The sequence below is a fragment of the Haloterrigena salifodinae genome, assembly GCF_003977755.1.
In the GTDB taxonomy this organism is placed as follows: Archaea; Halobacteriota; Halobacteria; order Halobacteriales; family Natrialbaceae; genus Haloterrigena; species Haloterrigena salifodinae.
Genome location: NZ_RQWN01000001.1, coordinates 1,572,418 through 1,590,891, shown reverse-complemented (window position 1 = coordinate 1,590,891; position 18,474 = coordinate 1,572,418). Strand labels below are relative to the sequence as shown.

Annotated in this window: 22 protein-coding genes and 1 pseudogene; 15 read left to right on the top strand and 8 right to left on the bottom strand. The window is 64.0% G+C overall.

From position 1 onward, the window contains the following. Positions 1–166 precede the first annotated feature (166 nt). Positions 167–1,447 carry a DHH family phosphoesterase gene (locus tag EH209_RS07945; protein ID WP_126662333.1) on the top strand — a complete coding sequence of 427 codons (1,281 nt, stop codon included), beginning with the start codon at positions 167–169 and terminating at the stop codon, positions 1,445–1,447. 284 nt (positions 1,448–1,731) lie between these two features. On the opposite strand, the gene EH209_RS07940 is transcribed toward EH209_RS07945, so the two are convergent. The 6 genes from EH209_RS07940 to EH209_RS07915 all read right to left on the bottom strand — a co-directional run bounded on the left by EH209_RS07940 (position 1,732) and on the right by EH209_RS07915 (position 5,833). Next, positions 1,732–2,427, bottom strand: coding sequence for a hypothetical protein (locus EH209_RS07940; RefSeq protein ID WP_126662332.1), 696 nt, complete (start codon positions 2,425–2,427; stop codon positions 1,732–1,734). 76 nt (positions 2,428–2,503) lie between these two features. After that, the gene (locus EH209_RS07935) at positions 2,504–2,938 is read right to left on the bottom strand and encodes a DUF5807 family protein (protein WP_126662331.1); all 435 of its coding nucleotides are present in this window, start codon (positions 2,936–2,938) and stop codon (positions 2,504–2,506) included. Between the two features lie 195 nt (positions 2,939–3,133). Further along, positions 3,134–3,859: a hypothetical protein gene (locus tag EH209_RS07930; protein WP_249038763.1), complete on the bottom strand. Its 726-nt coding sequence runs from the start codon at positions 3,857–3,859 to the stop codon at positions 3,134–3,136. A 270-nt stretch (positions 3,860–4,129) separates the two neighbouring features. After that, positions 4,130–4,618, bottom strand: a complete 489-nt coding sequence (locus tag EH209_RS07925; protein WP_126662329.1) for a DUF7500 family protein — start codon at positions 4,616–4,618, stop codon at positions 4,130–4,132. A gap of 25 nt (positions 4,619–4,643) precedes the next feature. Continuing rightward, a complete protein-coding gene (locus EH209_RS07920) occupies positions 4,644–5,237 on the bottom strand; it encodes an archaellin/type IV pilin N-terminal domain-containing protein (protein ID WP_126662328.1) in 594 nt (197 codons plus the stop codon). Positions 5,238–5,239: 2 nt separating this feature from the next. Then, the gene (locus tag EH209_RS07915) at positions 5,240–5,833 is read right to left on the bottom strand and encodes an archaellin/type IV pilin N-terminal domain-containing protein (RefSeq protein ID WP_126662327.1); all 594 of its coding nucleotides are present in this window, start codon (positions 5,831–5,833) and stop codon (positions 5,240–5,242) included. A 476-nt stretch (positions 5,834–6,309) separates the two neighbouring features. Here EH209_RS07915 and EH209_RS07910 point away from each other — a divergent pair, with 476 nt between their 5' ends. The 8 genes from EH209_RS07910 to EH209_RS07875 all read left to right on the top strand — a co-directional run bounded on the left by EH209_RS07910 (position 6,310) and on the right by EH209_RS07875 (position 13,952). After that, positions 6,310–7,452 (top strand): FlaD/FlaE family flagellar protein, encoded by a 1,143-nt coding sequence (locus EH209_RS07910; RefSeq protein ID WP_126662326.1) that lies wholly within the window; start codon positions 6,310–6,312, stop codon positions 7,450–7,452. A gap of 20 nt (positions 7,453–7,472) precedes the next feature. Beyond that, positions 7,473–7,913, top strand: coding sequence for a flagellin (locus EH209_RS07905; RefSeq protein WP_126662325.1), 441 nt, complete (start codon positions 7,473–7,475; stop codon positions 7,911–7,913). Positions 7,914–7,916: 3 nt separating this feature from the next. Continuing rightward, positions 7,917–8,387 (top strand): flagellar protein G, encoded by a 471-nt coding sequence (locus EH209_RS07900; protein ID WP_126662324.1) that lies wholly within the window; start codon positions 7,917–7,919, stop codon positions 8,385–8,387. Beyond that, positions 8,384–9,112 (top strand): ATPase domain-containing protein, encoded by a 729-nt coding sequence (locus EH209_RS07895; protein ID WP_008893686.1) that lies wholly within the window; start codon positions 8,384–8,386, stop codon positions 9,110–9,112. The genes EH209_RS07900 and EH209_RS07895 overlap by 4 nt, the downstream gene beginning before the upstream one ends. Further along, positions 9,113–10,792 carry a type II/IV secretion system ATPase subunit gene (locus tag EH209_RS07890; RefSeq protein WP_126662323.1) on the top strand — a complete coding sequence of 560 codons (1,680 nt, stop codon included), beginning with the start codon at positions 9,113–9,115 and terminating at the stop codon, positions 10,790–10,792. A 24-nt stretch (positions 10,793–10,816) separates the two neighbouring features. Beyond that, positions 10,817–12,538 carry an archaellar assembly protein FlaJ gene (gene flaJ / locus EH209_RS07885; protein ID WP_126662322.1) on the top strand — a complete coding sequence of 574 codons (1,722 nt, stop codon included), beginning with the start codon at positions 10,817–10,819 and terminating at the stop codon, positions 12,536–12,538. A 118-nt stretch (positions 12,539–12,656) separates the two neighbouring features. Then, on the top strand, positions 12,657–13,115 hold the full coding sequence (locus EH209_RS07880) for a FlaD/FlaE family flagellar protein (protein WP_008893689.1): 459 nt from the start codon (positions 12,657–12,659) through the stop codon (positions 13,113–13,115). A 336-nt stretch (positions 13,116–13,451) separates the two neighbouring features. After that, positions 13,452–13,952 (top strand): PadR family transcriptional regulator, encoded by a 501-nt coding sequence (locus EH209_RS07875; protein ID WP_126662321.1) that lies wholly within the window; start codon positions 13,452–13,454, stop codon positions 13,950–13,952. A 126-nt stretch (positions 13,953–14,078) separates the two neighbouring features. Here EH209_RS07875 and EH209_RS07870 read toward each other — a convergent pair whose 3' ends face one another. Both EH209_RS07870 and EH209_RS07865 read right to left on the bottom strand, forming a co-directional pair. Then, positions 14,079–14,516: a DUF7112 family protein gene (locus tag EH209_RS07870; protein WP_126662320.1), complete on the bottom strand. Its 438-nt coding sequence runs from the start codon at positions 14,514–14,516 to the stop codon at positions 14,079–14,081. A gap of 20 nt (positions 14,517–14,536) precedes the next feature. Then, the gene (locus EH209_RS07865; RefSeq protein ID WP_126662319.1) at positions 14,537–14,935 is read right to left on the bottom strand and encodes a 30S ribosomal protein S6e; all 399 of its coding nucleotides are present in this window, start codon (positions 14,933–14,935) and stop codon (positions 14,537–14,539) included. A gap of 331 nt (positions 14,936–15,266) precedes the next feature. On the opposite strand from EH209_RS07865, the gene EH209_RS07860 reads away from it, so the two are divergent. The 6 genes and pseudogenes from EH209_RS07860 to EH209_RS07835 all read left to right on the top strand — a co-directional run. Next, positions 15,267–15,551: a hypothetical protein gene (locus tag EH209_RS07860; RefSeq protein WP_012944525.1), complete on the top strand. Its 285-nt coding sequence runs from the start codon at positions 15,267–15,269 to the stop codon at positions 15,549–15,551. Between the two features lie 134 nt (positions 15,552–15,685). Then, entirely contained in the window at positions 15,686–15,952 is a 267-nt protein-coding gene (locus EH209_RS07855) for a hypothetical protein (protein WP_126662318.1), read from the top strand. Further along, a complete protein-coding gene (locus tag EH209_RS07850) occupies positions 15,949–16,947 on the top strand; it encodes a hypothetical protein (protein WP_126662317.1) in 999 nt (332 codons plus the stop codon). Before EH209_RS07855 ends, EH209_RS07850 begins: the two co-directional genes overlap by 4 nt. Positions 16,948–16,957: 10 nt before the next feature. After that, positions 16,958–17,308 carry a hypothetical protein gene (locus EH209_RS07845; protein WP_126662316.1) on the top strand — a complete coding sequence of 117 codons (351 nt, stop codon included), beginning with the start codon at positions 16,958–16,960 and terminating at the stop codon, positions 17,306–17,308. A gap of 39 nt (positions 17,309–17,347) precedes the next feature. Further along, positions 17,348–17,773, top strand: coding sequence for an SHOCT domain-containing protein (locus tag EH209_RS07840; protein WP_126662315.1), 426 nt, complete (start codon positions 17,348–17,350; stop codon positions 17,771–17,773). A gap of 120 nt (positions 17,774–17,893) precedes the next feature. Beyond that, positions 17,894–18,412 (top strand): annotated as a pseudogene (locus tag EH209_RS07835) (MBL fold metallo-hydrolase); the annotation flags it as partial. Between the last annotated feature and the right edge of the window lie 62 nt (positions 18,413–18,474).

Below are 18,474 nucleotides of genomic sequence, written 5' to 3'. Positions count from 1 at the left end.
CGCGAGCGAAGTTCTATAATACCAACTGAAACGATTCACGCACCGATCGCACGATAGCTGTGCGATCGGGTGTGCACTGCCTTTCGGTAGCGACTGGCACCGACGCCGTCGCGCCTCGACGGCCGAGACCGGCGATTACTTCCGGACCCGTCACGCAGTCGTTGCCATGGACGAAGAACTCATCGACAGCGGCGATCTCCCGCTCGCCCGCAAGTCCGTGCTCCCGGGAACCGGTTTCTTCCTCCCCGACGCGCTCGAGGAGGACGTCGAGGACGAGCAGGCCGCGGCCGCCCTCGAGGGCGCTCGAGTCGCCGTCATCGCCGATCCCGACGCGGACGGGTTGGCCTGCGTCGCCCTGCTCCGCGAGGCCTACGACGACGTGCAGAACGTCCCGGAGCCGGACGACGAGGACGACGCCGATGGATCTACTGACGCCGACGTGCCGACCGACGCCGCGGATGCCGCCGATGCCGTCGACGACGAAGCGGCGGCGGAACTCGCCGGCGAGGCCGTCGATCCGCTCGAGGACCCCGAGCCCACGCCCCACGAAGTAGCCCTGATTCCCGCCAGCCCCCACGACGTCGAGGACGCGCTGGCCCGCGTCGCCGAGTTTGGCGACGAGGGGATCGATCTTTTCGTCTGCGATCTCGCACCGGACAGGTACGAGTACGTCGAGGAGGAACTCGATGCGGCGCTCGAGACCGCCGACCGCGTCTCGTGGTACGACCACCACCAGTGGAACGACGACGTCGCGCAGGCGGTCCGCGACGCCGGCGTCGACCTCGTTGTCGGCGACTCCGACGAGGAGTGTTCGGCCGATGTCGTCTACCGGTCGCTCGAGTACGACTTCTCGCCGATGTACGAGGAACTGGCTGCCGTGACCCGGGACCACGACCTCTGGCTGCGCGAGGATCCGCGCAGCGACGATCTGGCGGACTACGCCTACTGGACCGACCCAGCGGAGTACGTCGAGGTCGTCCGCGAGTACGGCGTCGACCTCCCCGAGTGGGTCCGGGAGTTCCTCACCGAGCGCCGCGAGGAGAAGGAGGCGCTGATCGATCGGGCGCTGGCCCGCGCGGAGTTCCGCGAGATCGGCGGCTACACGGTCGGCGTCACCTACGGCCGCTGTTCGCAAAACGAGGTCGCCGAGGGGATGCGCGAGCAGGGCGCCGACGCCTCGGTCGTCGTCAAACCCGCCGGCTCCGCCTCGATTCGAGGCACCGACGTGTTCGACCGCTGTCACGAGGTCGCGGGGAAGGTCAACGGCGGTGGCCACCCCAAGGCCGCCGGCTGCAAACCCGACATCTACGACGACATGCTCGACTACGCGAACCACTGGACCTCCCGCGGCGCCGTGACGAAGCAGGTCATCCTCGACGCCTTTCGCGAGGTCGTCGCGGACGAGGCCGACGAGGACGAGAGCGATACGGACACCGACGAAACGTAAGCGGTCCTTTTCCGTTCCACTGACGAGTCGAGCAATATCGGACACAATCCGCTCAACGGCGACGTCCCGCGCATACCCATCAGTTAGCGGGAATCCAAATCAGTTAGGAGTCACCGCTAATGGAGAGAGTGTGGTCTACAAAACTGCGGCAGGAAGTGACTTCATAACCACCACTGGCCGTGTCGAACCGAGCTCCTGCATCCTGCCCGCATCCCCGTCAACTGTCACTTCAGTTCCGACTCCCACTCCCAGCCATCCGTTTCGTTCCGACGACCGCGGAACCGTCACCGTTGGGAGAGCGCGTACCGCATCACGAGCTGCAGGACGTGGACGAAGACGCCGGCGACGGCGACGTAGACGCCGATCGTCTGGAGCGCAACCGAGGCGTCGCGGTTGTCCCGAACTCGCCAGATCTCGTAGCCGAGTCGGAGCAGGAATCCGAGGAAGATCAGGACGAACCCAGCCAGCAGGACGGGCTGGACGAACGTGCCGATCAAGATCGCGACGAGCCCGCTGATGAACGCGTAGCCCGCGTACGTCCCCCAGCTCTCGAACGTCTTCGAGCGCGCGTAGATGTAGCCGGAGATCACCGCCGTCATGAGCGCGACGACGACGGCCGTTATCCCGAGGATCGTCAGCTGACTCTCTCGCGGAGCGAAACGGAGCACGCCCGCGCCGAAAATTCCGAACGCGAGTTGTAAGAGTACCATCCCGACGAAGGCGATTCCCATATCCCCGCCCTCGACGCCTCGCTGGGCGACGTACTGGCCGGCCATGATCGCCGCGCCGTAGACGACCGCGCCGATGATCGGGGCCGCGAACAGGTACTCGTTGACCTGCGCCAGCGGCGTCGTCGCGACGGCGTACATCACCGCGACGTTGATCGCCATCAGGACGCTCGCGCCGCCGATCACTTGCACCTCGCGACTCGAGAGGCCGAATCCCCGACGGGTCTCGCGTGGCGTTTCGAACGAACTCATAGCCCGAACCTAGCCGTGCGGGCCGCAAAAGCCTGCGCCCTACCGCTGAAACCTGCGTTCGGGTCCGCCCGCGTGGTCAGGCGTCGTCGTCGGGGACGTTCCACTTGTCCGAGTACGCCGTCCCGCACGTACACTTCGCGTACGCGTGCACGACGTCGCCTTCGGCGTAGATACCGCCGACGTCCTCGTTCTGTTCCTCCGCGAAGGCGAAAACGAACTGCACCGCGTGCTCCTCGTCGGTCGGCGCCTCCGGACACTGTCCGCCGGTGAGGTCGTCCTCGATGATTCCCTCGAGTTCCATCGCGGACTTGGCGAACTGCATCGCCTGCGTGCCGGTCGCCGCCTCGAAGGCGTTGCGACCGCGCTCGCCGTCGACGACGATCAAAACGCCGTCCTCGACGCGCTCGCCGAACTCAGCTAAGCGGTCGTCGGAGACGTACGAGTCGGCCAGAAACAGTGCGACGTCGTCGGGCCGCTCGCCGGCCAGAAACTCCTCGCGTGGGTCGGTCATAGACCGGGATTGTCGCTCGAGGTGGAAAAAGGACGCGTCATCGGGGTGGACGTGGAACGTAGGCTGTGAGTCCAACTCCGATTTGGTCCCCGCAACGATTGCGGAAAACGGGTCTCATCCACGGTCGTAGCTCGACGGCCGTCGGTGGCGACCCAGACGACGAAAACGGCTCGGAGGGATCCAACTACGACGTAGTCAGCGCTCGTCGGATTCGTTCGTACCGGAACCAGTGCTCTCGTTCGTACCGGGATCAGTGCTCTCGTTCTCGAGGTCGTCGCCGTTCTCGGCGTTCTTCCCTTCCTCTTTGAGGTCGGAGTTGCCGTTCTCGAGATCCTCCTCGTATACCTTCGAGTTCATGATGTTGCTCCAGATCATCACCTCGACCATATCGTGCCCGTTAGCGGCCGATTCGTTCTCGGCAGTCTCGTTATCAGCCGTGTTGTCAGGCGTCTCGTTGCCAGCCGACGTATTCCTGCCAGTATTGCTGCTATCGGCCGGGGTGAGCCACTCGGAATTGATCCCCCAGCCAAGCGCCTGTTCGTCGAAGGGGTTCGCGATCTCGGAGTAAAGGAAGGAGATATCCGAACCGCGGTCGATCAGCGCCTGCCTGTAGACCTCGTAGACGATTCGGATCTCCTCGTTAGACTCGTCGACCGTTTCCGCGTCTGATCGATAGGTCAGGTAGAGTTCGCCGTTGTCTTCGAGGAGTTCGTCGACCGCGATCCCATTTTCCTCGAGGAAGTAGTAGAACTCGCCTGGCGATCCCTCCCGGGGTTCGGAGGGTTCGACGGGTTCGATTACGGTCGCCGACGAGGAGCCGCCGACCAGCGAGCCGAGACAGCCGGCGGTCGCGACCGTCGCGAGGCTCCCGGCAGCCGCGCCGAGGAACCGACGTCTGGACGGGGAGGACTCGTGTTGCATACCGTTCAGTCGCAACGGCACCCGCAAAAAGACGCGGATGATATCGAACACTGAGTCGTGTCTCCCGACACGATTCGAAATCTGAGTCGACACGAGCGGTTCTCGAGAACCAGCGCTCGAGGAAGTGATCGTCGCCGTCGCTTCGTTCAAGTCGAGACGTTTTCAGAACGAGACAGAATCAACGTCCGTCGAAAAATGAGAACACGCCGTAATCCTGTAGTCCCTGTGAGGCGCGTGACGCCTCGGCTGTGCGTGAGGTTCCGACGGCGGTCAGACCTCGAGGTCCGACGCAGCCAGCATGACCTGCAGCGCTTCGCTTGGCGTCATGTCGTTATCCAGCTGCCCGGCGTACCACGTCAAGAGGTCCACAAAGACCTCGCGGACGTCGTGTGACGTCGCGCGGTGGTGTGCGATTTCGCCGTCGGTCTTCAAGGTGATATCGACTCCATGGGGTTCGGACGCGGCCGTGAGCCGCTCGTCGGGCTCGTGCGTGTCCGCGTCCGAACCGTCGGAACCGAACTCGAGCTCGCCGTCGGACTCGAGACCGCTATCGGCGGGCTGGTGTGTGCGTTCACCAGCCGCTTCGGCCTCGATGTCGCCGTCGAGTGACGGCGACGGCAGCGAATCGAGGTCGGAACTCGACTCCGACAGCACGACGTAGCGATTCTCATCCAACTGTTCGACGGTCTCGTTGTCGGGTGTGACCTCGAGGTCGTCGGGGGTGAGGAGCGCGTCGTCGCGTGTCGTATCTGGAGTCATGCGTTAGTGATTAGAGGTTGGGTGGTTAGACCTTGACGACAGTCTGGTCGGAGCTAACCGTCTGCGGCATCGTCACGCCGTAGGTGAACTTCGCACCGGACTGGTCGACGATCTCGACCGTCGCGCTGTCACCGGGTTCGAGTACGGACGGATTGTCGCCCAGACCCAAGTTAATTCCAATGACAACTCGGTCGGATGTATCGGTCAGCGAGTTTTTATCTGACTCGGTCGTCGCCGCGGTCGTATTGAAGTACGGCGCGGAATCGACTGTGCTGTTGTGGGCGAGCGTAAGCGAGCCCTCGTTGTCCGTGTACTGTACCGTCACGGACGTCAGATCGATCACGTCGGCACCGGCCGACTTCTTGACCGTCAGGTTGAGTTGTTCGAACGTTCCGCCGGCGGTGTCATTCTCGGCAACAGCGTGAACGACTTCGATCTGGTTCGCTACCGTTTGCTGGGTCTCGGATCCGGTATCGGACGCCTGGCTCTGCAGGGAGCCGGCCGTATTGATCAGAACGCCAGCAGCGATCGCCGCCACCAGGACCATCGCAATGAACACGATGAGGGTACCGATACCCACCTGACCGCGTTCGTTCGAATCAGTGATTTGTTCGAACATGATCAGACCTCCACCACGCTCGCCTCGCTACTGAACGTGGCAGGAACGGTCACGCCGTAGCTGAACTTCGCACCGGACTGATCGACGAGTTCGATCGTCGCGCTGGATCCCGGTTCGAGGACACTATCGGCTTCGTCAGTGTGCGATAAATTGACGTGCAGTTCGATACGGTCGCTAGTAGACGTCAGTGAATCGTTCTCAGCGGTGTCAGCAAGGGCAGTGGTGTTAAATTCACCCGCGCTGGCATTACCTGACGCGAACTCGAGCGTATTGGAGGCAGACTGGCTCGTGTACTGTACGGTGAGCGACGAGATGTCGATGACATCCGAACCCGCCGATTTCTTGACGACGAAGTTGATTTCGGAAACGTTGTTATTATTATTAATCTCCCCGTAGGCGTTGATCACTTCGACCTGATTCGCCACCGCCTGCTGCGTCTCAGTACCCGTGTCGGACGCCTGACTCTGGAGGCTTCCGGCCGTATTGATCAATACTCCTGCTGCAATCGCTGCGACCAGGACCATCGCGATGAACACGATGAGGGTACCGATACCCACCTGACCGCGGTCTTCGGTTTCTGTTATAGTTTCGAACATAGTGCGTACACCCTGCGTGCCGCGCTCGCCCACGACGGGTCGCGATTACACCGCGTGCGACGCGTCCGGCCGTCCACATCGTGGACGTCGATCGCCGACCTGACGGGGCGAGCCCGTCGCTCCCTCGAGGGGCGTGGCGACGGGACTCGATCGCTGTCCCGTCGAAGGCCGGCGTGTGGCGAGATCGGTGGCATCACAGTATCTGGGGATGCACCCCAGCCGGGACAACGGATAGTCGGACTATCAAGCTCTGTATCACTTCAGTCGGCGTATCGAGACTCGACTCACGATTCGAAACGCGACGCGAACTCGAGCGTACACCTTTAGGACCTTGCCCGCTACTGAGGAGTAGTATGAGTCTGCGACGTGTATCAGGGAAACCATCGTCCGTTGTCGCCGGCGTCTGCGAGCCGGAGCTCGCGCTCGAGCCGCCCGCGACAACGAGCCCACCGCGTCGGGACTTCGTGTAGGAGCCTATGAATTTCGGACTCGCAACCCTCCGCGAACTCATCGAAGACTTCCTCAGTAACAGCGGCGGTCGTCGCGGCCGCCAGCGCGAGCAGCACCGAGAGAGCGACGAGTTCGATGGGGATGAGGGCGCCGGGACGGCCGGCGCGCCGGAATCCGGCGACGAATCCGCGGGAGCCCCCGCTGATCTAGCTGCCGACGACGACATCGAGTCCGACGCCGAGGAAGAAAGCAGCGGTGGAAGCGGTCTGTTCGGACGCGGCTCCGCGGACGGAGACGGCGAGGACGATATCGACGACCTCTACTATCGGATCGAGGAGCTCGAGGACGAACTCGAGGACAAGGAGAACGAGCTGGGGTCGGTCCAAGACTCACAGCAACATGTCACGGAGCAGGTCGAGGAGATGAACGATCGCGTCCAGCAGCTGCTGGGCGTCTACGATCAGGTTACGGACGACGTGAACCCGTTCACCGGCGAGGGCGAAGCCCAGAACGGCTTCGGCGTCTTCGGCGAGGACGAAGCGGGCGCCGAGACGCCGGCGACGGACGGGTCCGGGATTCAGGCCAATATCGAGTCGAACGACGACGGCGACGAGACGGTTTCGTTCGACGACCTCAAGGGCGTGATCGAGGACGCCGCGGCGGCTCAGCCGTCGGACGGCGAGACGATCACGTTCGACGAGGAGGCGGCCGACGGAGACGATACGCACGTCGAGGTACAGGCGACGGACAGCGTCGACGATTCGGACGCGTCGTCCGGGGCCGCGGACGGCGAGCACGACGACGAGTCGACGGGCGACGAGCCGGATGACGCGACGCTGACGACGCTCGCGGACACGTACGCGACGGACATCATCGTCTTCGAGTGGCTTACCCAGTTAGTCAGGACGGGCGGATCGGCCGCGACCCTGCGGGCGATCTCCTACTACGCCGAGATCGGTTGGATCGACGAGGAGGTCAAGACGCACCTCGAGAGCGTACTCAGCGGGCCGGACCTCGATATGAACGTCGATCCCGGCTCGACACCGGAGGAGCTGACCGCCGAGGACCACGCGGACAGCTACACGTACATCATGAAGCTACAGGAGATCCACGAGACGAGGCGGGAGGTCGAAACCGACGAACCGACGGAGGCGGGGTCGACCCCGTGACCGATCGGAGGTGATCAGGCATGGGCTTCAGTACCAGTGGCGCGGCCGCGATCCTCTTCGTCGGCGTGCTCGTCGCCGTCGGGATCGCGTATCCGGTTATCCAGACGGCCCACGAGGACCGGCGGGCCGCGATCGACGACCGCGACGACCGGTCGCTCGACCTGCGCAACACCGATATCGAACTCGAGGCGACGAACTACAACGATTCAAGCGACAATCTCACCGTGAACGCGACGAACGTCGGCTCGACGACGCTGGCGGTCGCCGAGACGGACCTGCTGGTCGACGGTGCGTACGAGCCCAACGACGAGTGGCTCGAGGTTCGAGTCAACGGCACCACCGGCCGGGAGCTGTGGCAGCCCGGCGAAACGCTGTCGATCGTCGTCTCGACCGCCGACCGACCGGACAGAGTAAAGCTCGTGACCGAACACGGCGTCGCCGCGACGGAGACGGGGGTGTGATCGATGGCGAGTGACTCCGTCTCGTCGCTGATCCTCTTTATCGCGGCGATGCTCGTCGCGGCCGGCGTCGCCGGGACCCTCGTGACTAACGTCACCGAGATCAGCGGCTCGATCGATACCTACAGCGGCGAGGTCCGAGAGCAGATCGACACCGACATCGAGATCATCAGCGACCCGGGTAGCGATGCGATCTACAACGAGAGCGACGGGAACGGAACCGTCTCCGTGCTCATCAAGAACACCGGCCAAAAGACCCTTGCCAGCGACGGCTCTGAACTCGACGTACTGATCGACGGTGCGTACGTCTCGAGCGAGTCGGCTACGTTCACCGTCCGCGAAGGGAGTTCGGACGCGTGGCGACGTGGCGAGGTCGCCGAACTCGAACTCGAGCAGCAACTCGAACCGGGGACCGAGCACCGGATCGTCGTCATCGTCAACGGCGACGAGGAAACGCTCCGATTCTACGTGCCATGACCGACTACCACTCTATCGGATTGACAGGGCGGGACCGCGTGAATAACGCCATCGGCGGCGGCATCCCCGAGGGCAGCGTCGTGCTTATCGAGGGCGTCGACGGCGCCGGCAAGAGCGCGCTCTCCCAGCGCTTCTCCTACGGGATGGCCACCGAAGGGACCTACGTCACCTACATCTCGACGGAACTCGAGTCCTGGGAGTTCGTCCAGCAGATGAACTCGCTGTCCTACGACGTCGTCGACCTCCTGTTAGAGGAACAGCTGTTGTTCCTCCACGCGAACGTCGACACGCACGACGAAGGGAAAAAGCGCCAACTGCTTGCTCGCTTCGCGAGCGCGAAGACGCTCTGGAAGGCCGACGTGGTCTACGTCGACACGCTCTCGGCGCTGTTGCGCAACGACCCCAACTACGAGGCAGTTATCGACGACGGCGATGAGGACCACGTAATCCAGCGACTGGTCTCGTTCCTCCGCCAGGTGACGATGCAGGACAAGACGGTCGTGTTGACGGTCGATCCGTCGAGCGTCGGTGACGACGCGTTACGGCCGCTGCGGAACGTGGCCGACGTCTACTTCGAGATCGAGACGAACACGGTCGGCCAGGAAATCCGACGGAAGGTGTTGGTGCGACGGTTCCAGAACATGAAGAGCCCGGTCGACGACTCCATCGGTTTCAGCGTTCAGCAGGGCCGTGGCATCTCGATCGTTAGCAGGACGGTGGCGTAAATGTCGGACTTTGGAACCGCGCGACTCGAGAACAAACTGGACGCGCTGGCCGACGAGTACCCCCACCTCCGGGAACACCTCGAGTGGTTCTACGAGGAGTACAACGAGTACCCGAAACTCATCGACGAACCCTCGAGTGAGTGGGAATCCCACCGGCCCAACGTCATCTACGTGGCCGAGGAACCGATCTTCTGTCACGTCTACGGCGATATGGGGATCAGCACGACCTACTACTGCGTCGAGCCGACCCTCGAAGGCGAGGACGAGGAGCTATACGACCGCATCCGCCGCCGGATCCTCGACAAGAGCGTCACGCGACCGGCGCCCGGCGACAACGAGGAGTTCGAGGAGCACTTGGACGAACTCCTCGACGACGTCGTCGAGGTTACGTCGGGGATCACCGGCCAGTCGATCGGTCGGCTCAAGTCCTTCGGGACCAGCAAGATCTCCCTCTCGCAGGACCAGTTCGACCGGCTGCGCTACCAGCTCCAGCGAGACATCGTCGGGCTCGGACCGCTCGAGCCCGTGATGACCGACCCGGCGAACGAGGACATCCACGTCATCGGACCCAAGCAGTGTTACCTCGATCACGGCACCTACGGCATGATCGAGGCGACGGTCGACTTCGGCACGCCCGAGGAGTTCGAGCAGTGGCTGCGAAACATGGGCGAGCGGATGAACCACCCCGTCAGCGACTCCGACCCGGTGATCGACGCGACCCTGCCCGACGGCTCGCGTATCAACATCATCTACTCCGACGACGTCTCGGTCCAGGGGCCGTCGCTGACGATCCGTCAGGGCGAGGAGATCCCGCTATCGGTCTTCCAGATCACGAAGTGGGGGACGATCTCGCCGGAACTGGCGGCGTACCTCTGGCTCTGTCTCGAGAACGAGCAGACGGTGTTCGTCGTCGGCGAGACGGCATCGGGGAAGACGACGACGCTGAACGCCGCGCTCTCCTTTATCCCTCGGGACGCGAAGATCTACACGGCGGAGGACACCGCTGAGGTCATTCCGCCCCACGACACCTGGCAGCAACTGCTCACCCGTGAGGGGTCGGGCGACGAGTCGGCCGACGTCGACATGTTCGACCTGGTCGCGGCCGCGCTCCGTTCCCGTCCCGACTACATCATCGTGGGCGAGGTCCGCGGGGCGGAGGGGCAGATGGCGTTCCAGGCGGCCCAGACCGGTCACCCGGTCATGCTGACCTTCCACGCCAGCGACATCGTCTCGATGATCCAGCGGTTTACCGGCGCCCCGATCAACGTTCCCGAGACGTTCATGGACAACTGCGACGTCGCCCTGTTCCAGAACCGGGTCAAGCAGGGCGACGACGTCCTCCGCCGGGTTACCTCGGTCCAGGAGATCGAAGGCTACTCCGATTACGAGGGCGGCGTGGTCACCCGGCAGGCGTTCAAGTGGGACCCTCGCGACGACGACGTCTCCTTTACCGGCCGAAACAATTCCTACGTCTTGGAAGAGCAGATCGCGACGCTGCTGGGGTATGAGGACACCCGCAAGATCTACGACGAACTCGACCGGCGCGCCGAGATCATCCGACAGCTGATCGACGCCGACATCCTGGGCTACCACGAGGTTAACAAGGCTATCGCCGACTTCCAGCGCGACGGCATCGAAGGCCTCCCGATCCGGATCCGCAACCTCAACCAGTTCGCCTGAGTACCGCACCGCTTCTCATCGCACATGTCCACAGAGACCCAATCCGCGCCGGATACCAGCGCTCGATCGTTCCTCGAGTCGCTCACCACGGCGTACGCGTCCATGGAGATGTCCTCCGGACGGTATCTCATCCTCGCGATCACGCCGGCGTTTGCGATCTTCATCGGCGGGGTGGCGCTGATAATCGCGCTGGGACTGCCGCTGTTCGTCGGCCTACCGGTCATCCTGTTGAGTCTGCTGGCGATGGTCGTCGCGATCATCTACCCGAAACTCTCTCAGGATCGGAAGCGAAAGCAGGTCCGCCAGCGCTTTCACCTCTTCCTGACCCACATCACGGTCCTCTCGATGACGAACATCAACCGCGTCGAAATCTTCCGCACCTTAGCCGAGGAAGACGAGTACGACGCGCTGGCCGAGGAGATGGGCTACCTCGTCGCGCTGGTCGACACGTGGAACCAGAGTCTCGACGACGCCTGCCGGATCCGCGCCAAGCAGACGCCGAGCCCGCTCCTGACCGACTTCCTCGAGCGACTCGCCTACACGGTCGGCGGCGGCCAGCAGATCAGCGAGTTCCTGATGGACGAACAGGACACGATCATCCAGCAGTTCGTCACCAGGTACGAGTCCGATCTGGCGAAACTCGACGTGATGAAGGAACTGTACATGTCGATGATGCTGTCAGTGGCGTTCGTACTCGTGTTCGCGATCGTCCTGCCGATCCTGATCGGGACGAGTCCGACGCTGCTCATCTCCGGCACGATCGCCATGTTCGCGATCGTCCAAGTCGGGTTCGTCTACGCAATCCACGTGGTGTCGCCGTACGACCCGACGTGGTATATCGAGGAGACAGACGGGGAGGGTCCGATGAAACGAATCCCGCGCGCGCTCGCGATCGGTATCGGTGGCACCCTCCTCCTCGCGATCGGCGTCCTCCTCGTTATCCTCGGTTATCTCCCGTTCGTCGCCGATCGGGTACCGCTGCCGATCCTCGCGGCGATCCCCGTGACGCCGCTCCTCCTGCCAGGCTGGCGCATCCGAGAGGAAGAGAGCAAGGTCAAGGACCGCGACAGCGAGTTCCCCAGCTTCATCCGGGCGCTGGGGACTGTCGAGAGCGTCAAGCAGACCTCGACGGGGAGCGTCCTCGAGAGCTTACGCAAGAAGGACTTCGGGGCGCTGACCGCGAACGTCGACGCCCTCTACAAGCGACTCAACATGCGGATCGACAACGTTCGCTCGTGGCGGCTGTTCGCCGCGGAGACCGGGTCGTACCTCATCCAGAAGTTCGGCGACATGTACGTCGTCGGCCGACAGATGGGCGGCGACCCGCAGGTGCTAGGCAACGTGATCAGCAAGAACCAGAACGAGGTGCTCAAGGTCCGCGAGAAGCGCCAGCAGGCGACGACGACGCTGATCGGCGTCCTCTACGGGATTACCGCGGCGAGCGTCTTCTCGTTTTTCATCGGCCTTGAGGTCGTCGAAATCATGATGGACATCACCGGCGAGATGAATCTGGGCGAGCAGAGCCGAGTCGCGGGGGACCTCATGCACACCGAACAGTACGACCTCGTCACCATCGAGTATCTGCTGCTCGGGACGGTCCTGGTCAACGCCGCGCTGTCGGCGATCATGATCCGGATCACCGACCGCGGCCACCTGCTCAGCGGGCTGGTCCACTTCGTCTTCCTCACGTGGCTCGGCGCGCTCGTCGCGACCAGCACGCAGTACGTGGTCAACTTCGTGATGTAACCTCGGCCGGCCTGTGACCGACCGTCGGGACGGGCGACTCACCGCTCGTAATCGGCCGAACCTTCTTGATACTACCGCGACTGCTGACCGTATAGACCGGAGACGCCGGCCACTCATCATGATCGGATCAAAACCGTACCTCGAGACGCTCGAACAATCGGCCGGGCGGACCGACGCGACCATCCAGTGGGCTCGCTTTCTCGGTGAAACCTTCGGGACGACCGGGGCGCTCAACTGCCTGCGCTACTACGAGAATCTCGGCTGGATCAGTCCGCTCGTGCGCAAACAGATGGTCTCCTATCTTCGGGGCCTCTCTCTGGGCGAGATCCACAACAAACGGTACGACGAACCGACGACCCTCGAATACCCCCTCGAGTCGCTCAGCGGAACGCTGTTTAGCACCCACGCCCAGAGTCTCGAGTACATCGCGACGATCCGCGGCGACGATCTCGAGGAACACGTCATGATCGCCCGGATGGCCGAACGACGCGTCGAACGGCAGATCGATGAGGACGACGAGGACGGAGACCCCGACGAGATGGTGAGCATCATCCGGGACGGCCCGTCGACATATTGATCTCCCCTCTTCGGTTTCTGACAGAATCTCCAAGAACTAGTTCGTTTTGAGGTAAAATCAGAACAATACAACATATTCTGAAAATATGCTGTCGTACGCATCGTTATTGAGTCCCCACAGGCCGCAGTAATATCCAATAGTCGATAAAACAGTTATTTTATAACTCAGGATATGTTCTAATTACGCATACTCGGTCTGTTCCGTTCCCTGTCGTTTAATATGTATCAGTGCCAGGATCACAGTAGTCGTGACTGGGGCCGCTGTCACCGGCGGCAGTGCGTGGCCGACGCGTGGCGTTGATGGTTCCATTCACGGACCCCCCACTGGTGATCGTTAATGCGTGAGGAAACCCACAATACCGAGTCCGTCTTCGACGAACTGTCGAGGGCGGCGACTGCGGATTCACAGTCGGAATCGTACGATATCTCGCTTGGAACGACGGCGGAGTCGACCAAGGACGTCGAGCGCGAGCTCGACGAGCTAATGGATCAGGTCAACGCGGCGCTGCCGACCGACGACGTCACGTTCGACGAGGCGTTGATCAAGGAGAATCTCGACGAGATTCTCCTGATGCTGATCGCCTTACACGAGGAGACCCACGGCAAGGAACTCCTCTCGGATCTGACTCATCTCTTCGGCGCCCAACTCAGTCCCGGCACCGTCTATCCGTGCCTCCACGCGCTGGAGGAGGAGGGCGTGCTGTCGATGCACGCGAAGGTTCGAACCAAGGAGTACTCCATCACGGACGAGGAGTACGTCAGATCGACCGTCGAGCGAACGATGGTCCAGCATCTGGCCTTCGGACTGTTGCTGTACGCGTTCCTGCCGCGGCTCTGAGCGGCGGCTACTCGCCGCGCTATCGAATTTTACCGATCGCACCGATATCAGAACACAGTAGCGACGCCGTTTGTCGATCGTTGGCTTCCCTTCGGATATCCGCTCGCTGACGACGGCTTCGAGCCGTTACTGCTCTTCGAGATCCTTCGCGATATCGCTCAAGCTGCTGCTCGGCGGTTCGTACGCGTCGTAGTAGCTCGTCTCGCCGGGCGCACGCAGCCCGTAGAGGAAGTCGGGCTCGACGACGTCGATCAGTACCGAGCCGCCCTTCGAGACGCTTCCCGCGTCGACCCACTCGGTAAGCCGATCCGTCGCCCCGCTCGGATCGCGCGCCGCGTCTGGCGTCTCGTAGACGCCCGGAATCGACAGGTCGTCGCCGGTCAACGCCCGTTCGACTCGGCCGAACAGTTCCTCGCCCTCGATGACGATCCGGACGACCTCGTCGGTCGGAAACGCCTCCCGGTTGTCGGCCGGGATCTCGAGGCGCACGCCCGTCGTCGTCTCCGCGCAGGTCGACCGAACCGTCTGCACTGACGGATGGTCGCTCGCAATTCGATCTGCCATAAGCCGAAAAAACTCGTCTGTTACTCGCCGTCCTCGGCGTCGCCGAGCAGCTCGTCGACATCGGTGCTGCCGCGGTCGACGATCGAGGCGTTGATCTGTGCAACGGCGTCGGAGACCTCGCGGCCGCGAACCGTGATACGGCGGCGCTCGCCGTCGCGGGACGGCTTGTAGCCCGTCTGGCGCTCATTCATCAGGACTTCCTTGAGGTTCGAGCCCGCGACCTCGGGGTTCAGCGGTCGCCCGGCGTCGTCCGAGCCGCCGGTGATCTCGAGCGTGTAGCCGTCGAGACCGACCGAACCGCCGTCGACTTCCTCGCCGATCGACTTGCCGATAAACCGATTCGCGTCCTGTTCCTCCGCCTCGAGCTGATACGACGACCCAGAGTCGGGATCGCCGACGACGACAGTGAAACTTGCCATACTCGACGGAAGAGGACCGTCGGTCAAAAGAACATCGATCGTCACCCAACTTTTGCGCTGCGGGCGCGACTCCGTCGCGCCCTCGGCAAAACTTGGATGAAAAGCCTCCTCCCTCCCCTACGGGTCGGTCGTCGGCCCGCTCGTTCGCGCCTGCGGCGCTCACTCGCGGTCGTTGTCGATGACTCGCCTGCCCTCCCCCGGGTCAGACGGCTCTCGCGGTGCTCGAGCCGGTCCTCCCGGCCATCAAAATTAGCCCGGATCCGCCCTCGAGGCGACCGTCACGATCCCCATCGCTCGAACAGTCAAGTAGCTGCAACGCTTACGGCAACCCGTGTTCATCGATCCCGGGAAACTCGAGGTCCGCTTGCGCGACGAGTTCGGCGGTACGATGGGCCAGTCCCGCGTGGTCGTTCGACAGGCTGTCGACCTCGCCGACGCCGGCCAGTACGAGGACGACGTCGGGGTGCCGCTGACGAACGAGGTGGTCCTCGACGAACTCGCGGACGCACCCGACGGGCCGCCAACCGACCGGTGGAACTGGTGGATCGGGTCGCTCGAGATCGCCTACGGCGGCTACGGGCAGTTCGGAATCCGCCGGTATCGAAACGAGGAGTAGCGGCCAGCGTCGGGGTTGTCCCTCGAGCCATCGGTATTCGTATCGGATTCCGTCCACGGCGAAACCCGTGGGCTTCCTCCTTACATTTCTGTGAACCGAAACGACTTTTTCGACCCTGACTGACTATTCGGTAAGTGACCTGCACAGACGCTCGCGGTGCGATCGCGGATGTGACGGACGATCCCCTCTGTGAGGTCGGCGATACCGATCTCACCGCCCCGATCGCCGCCGATCGAACCGATCGCAGCACGGCCGCGCCCTTCGCCCGCTTCGACCCGCTCGCGGCTGTCGTCGACTGGATTCGCCCGGAAGCGGACGCCGAGCGGCCCTCGGTCCGCGCCGCCGACTCATCGACCGGCGGCGAACCGCGTTCGGTACAGGACGGTGATTCCTCCGGATGACCGACTACAGCGACCCCGCCACGGCCGACGAGTTCGCGACGCGGCAGGACGCCGGTGATGCCACTCGGAACGCCTGGCGTCAGCGTCCCGCCGAGCCGACCGGTGGCCTCGCAGCGCCGATCCGAGCGCTGGCCACTGCATCGCTGCCGCCCCGGGACCGGTCGCTGCCCGCGACGCTGTGTACGAGCGCCGGCGAGGTCGGGGTCGAGACCGCGGACTCCCACACGCGGCCCGATTCGGACCGACTGGGTCGCCTCCTCGAGCCTGTCGCCACGTCCGTCGTCCTCCTCGAGGGGTACGTTCGGCTCCGGCTCGCGCTGGTGGCGGGCGCCGACGACGGCGATCACGACGCCAGGTTCCAAACGGCCGACGCGACGCCCGAGTGGCTGTCCGTCCTCCTCGAGAACGTTCGGTTCCCGGCGGACCGGGACGCCGTCCTCCTGGCGAGCGATCACCTCCACGCCAGCGCCTACGCGACGGTCGCCGACGCGCCGCTTCCGGCGGAGCGCCAGCTCGAGCTGTTCCGCCTGCTGACCGAGGGGTCCTCGGCGCTCGCGCGACGCTTCCTGCTCCTGTCCGACGCCGCGCCGGTCGACGAACGACGCGGCGCCATCGACTCCGCGGCCGTCGAGGCGACGCTCGCCGAGACCGCCGGTGCGCTCGGCGCGGCCGTCGTCGGCGCGCCGACCGAAACACGGACGGCGCTGCGGACGTATAGTCACGCGGTGATGACCGCACTCACGTCCCGGACCTCGGTCGCGTCCGACACCGATCTCCGGTCGCACGCCGCTCGCATCCTCGCCGGCGAGGCCGAGACGCCCGCGGGAACGGCGCCGCGCGACGGAGCTGATTCGGGCGGTCCGGCCGTCGAGTCCCACCTCGAGCGAGCCCGCGGGGCGCTCGAATCGCTGGCCGAAGCCGTCGAGACGACCGGCTCCGGTTCGACGCCACTGGACCGACTCGAGCGAGCGACGCGGCTGCCGTTTTCCGGGTGAGTCACGACCGATGAGTGACAGCGAACTCTCGCGTCCGATCTGGCCTGCGTACCCGCTCTCGGTGTTCGTCGCCGGGCTCGGCCACTGCTATCTGGGCGAGTGGAAACGCGGAGCGAGCTGGTTCGGGTTGTACGTCCTCGCGCTCGCGTTCCTCTCCGCCCGGACGCTGTCCGGCGCGTTCGCCGTGAGCGAGCCGTTTTTTGTCACGGCGTTGCAGTTTGACTCCGTCAGCTATCTGGACGTCGCCGTTCCTCTCGCCGTTCTGATCATCTGCCTGCTCGACGTCTATCTCATCGGGCTCACGAAGCGAACGGCCCCGCTCGCGGCCGTCTCCGGCGAGGCGCGTTCCAACGGCTCGTAGCGTCTGTAGATTTTTGTGCGTGTGCGTCGAATTACAGGTATGCCCCGACATGGATCACTCCTGCTCAAGAGCGCCGGCGCCCTCCTGCTCGCGTTCATCGTGCTCAGCGTCATCGCGACGGTCGTCGGTATCGTCCTCTCGGTCGTCGCGACCGTCGTGGCAGCCGTCGCGACGCTCGCGATGCTTGCCGTCGTCGTCCTCGCGGCCGTCGGACTCGTCTCCTTGCTCCGAGACGACGGTGGAGGAGGCGATCTCGAGACCGAGTACGGACGCGACGGCGCCCGGTCGACCGACGACCGCGAGGAACGCCTCCGCTCGCAGTACGTCGACGGCGAACTCAGCGAGACCGAGTTCGAACGGGAACTCGACCGTCTGCTCGAGGACGGGCGCGGTCGAACCGACGGTCTCGACACGCGGCGCTCGCGCGACTCGACGACCAATCGGACGCGGCTCTGGGATCGGTAGCCGCGGTCCCGCGCCGTCCCGTCGCCGCCCTGTCCTCGGTCGCTGCATCCTGCCGTCGTGAATCCGCCGCGGCCCTGCCGCCGCGTCGATTTTGATCGACTCGAGGCCGCAGTGCGAACGATGGAGCTTCGATTGCTCGGCGGCGCTCGCGAGGTGGGTCGCAGCGCGATCCTCGTGAACGACACCCTGCTGCTCGATTTCGGGATGCTGACGGCGAACCCGCCGCAGTTTCCCGTCGAGACACCGACGCCCGAGGCGATCGTCGTCTCCCACGGCCATCTCGATCACGTCGGCGCCGTACCGGCGCTGCTCTCGGGCGACGCACAGCCGCCGATCCACTGGACGCCGCCGACGTCCGAACTGACGCTGACGCTCGCTCGGGACACGCTGAACCTCCACGGCGGAACGATGCAGTGTCCGTTCGCCGAGACGGACGTCCAGCGCGTCACGCAGGTCTCGCAGACCCACGGCTACCGGGAGACGTTCGAGGCGGCCGGCCACGAGATGACGTTCTACAACGCGGACCACATCCCGGGGAGCGCGCACGTCCTCGTCGACGACGGCGAGACGCGGCTGCTCTACACGGGCGATTTCCACGTCGACGATCATCGGGGCAACGCGGCCGAGACGACGTCCCCGCGCGGCCAGCGAAAGCGCATCACCGACCAGAAAGCCGCGATCATCACCACCAGCGGGATGCT

Bases quoted from the DNA above. Each gene is read 5' to 3' on its own strand.
- EH209_RS07915 (WP_126662327.1), bottom strand. From the start codon at position 5,833: ATGTTCGAAACTATAACAGAAACCGAAGACCGCGGTCAGGTGGGTATC.
- EH209_RS07840 (WP_126662315.1), top strand. From the start codon at position 17,348: ATGCCCCGACATGGATCACTCCTGCTCAAGAGCGCCGGCGCCCTCCTG.
- EH209_RS07910 (WP_126662326.1), top strand. From the start codon at position 6,310: ATGAATTTCGGACTCGCAACCCTCCGCGAACTCATCGAAGACTTCCTC.
- EH209_RS07845 (WP_126662316.1), top strand. From the start codon at position 16,958: ATGAGTGACAGCGAACTCTCGCGTCCGATCTGGCCTGCGTACCCGCTC.
- EH209_RS07940 (WP_126662332.1), bottom strand. From the start codon at position 2,427: ATGAGTTCGTTCGAAACGCCACGCGAGACCCGTCGGGGATTCGGCCTC.
- EH209_RS07935 (WP_126662331.1), bottom strand. From the start codon at position 2,938: ATGACCGACCCACGCGAGGAGTTTCTGGCCGGCGAGCGGCCCGACGAC.
- EH209_RS07890 (WP_126662323.1), top strand. From the start codon at position 9,113: ATGTCGGACTTTGGAACCGCGCGACTCGAGAACAAACTGGACGCGCTG.
- EH209_RS07905 (WP_126662325.1), top strand. From the start codon at position 7,473: ATGGGCTTCAGTACCAGTGGCGCGGCCGCGATCCTCTTCGTCGGCGTG.
- EH209_RS07870 (WP_126662320.1), bottom strand. From the start codon at position 14,516: ATGGCAGATCGAATTGCGAGCGACCATCCGTCAGTGCAGACGGTTCGG.
- EH209_RS07850 (WP_126662317.1), top strand. From the start codon at position 15,949: ATGACCGACTACAGCGACCCCGCCACGGCCGACGAGTTCGCGACGCGG.
- EH209_RS07920 (WP_126662328.1), bottom strand. From the start codon at position 5,237: ATGTTCGAACAAATCACTGATTCGAACGAACGCGGTCAGGTGGGTATC.
- EH209_RS07875 (WP_126662321.1), top strand. From the start codon at position 13,452: ATGCGTGAGGAAACCCACAATACCGAGTCCGTCTTCGACGAACTGTCG.
- flaJ (WP_126662322.1), top strand. From the start codon at position 10,817: ATGTCCACAGAGACCCAATCCGCGCCGGATACCAGCGCTCGATCGTTC.
- EH209_RS07880 (WP_008893689.1), top strand. From the start codon at position 12,657: ATGATCGGATCAAAACCGTACCTCGAGACGCTCGAACAATCGGCCGGG.
- EH209_RS07900 (WP_126662324.1), top strand. From the start codon at position 7,917: ATGGCGAGTGACTCCGTCTCGTCGCTGATCCTCTTTATCGCGGCGATG.
- EH209_RS07895 (WP_008893686.1), top strand. From the start codon at position 8,384: ATGACCGACTACCACTCTATCGGATTGACAGGGCGGGACCGCGTGAAT.
- EH209_RS07930 (WP_249038763.1), bottom strand. From the start codon at position 3,859: ATGCAACACGAGTCCTCCCCGTCCAGACGTCGGTTCCTCGGCGCGGCT.
- EH209_RS07925 (WP_126662329.1), bottom strand. From the start codon at position 4,618: ATGACTCCAGATACGACACGCGACGACGCGCTCCTCACCCCCGACGAC.
- EH209_RS07865 (WP_126662319.1), bottom strand. From the start codon at position 14,935: ATGGCAAGTTTCACTGTCGTCGTCGGCGATCCCGACTCTGGGTCGTCG.
- EH209_RS07945 (WP_126662333.1), top strand. From the start codon at position 167: ATGGACGAAGAACTCATCGACAGCGGCGATCTCCCGCTCGCCCGCAAG.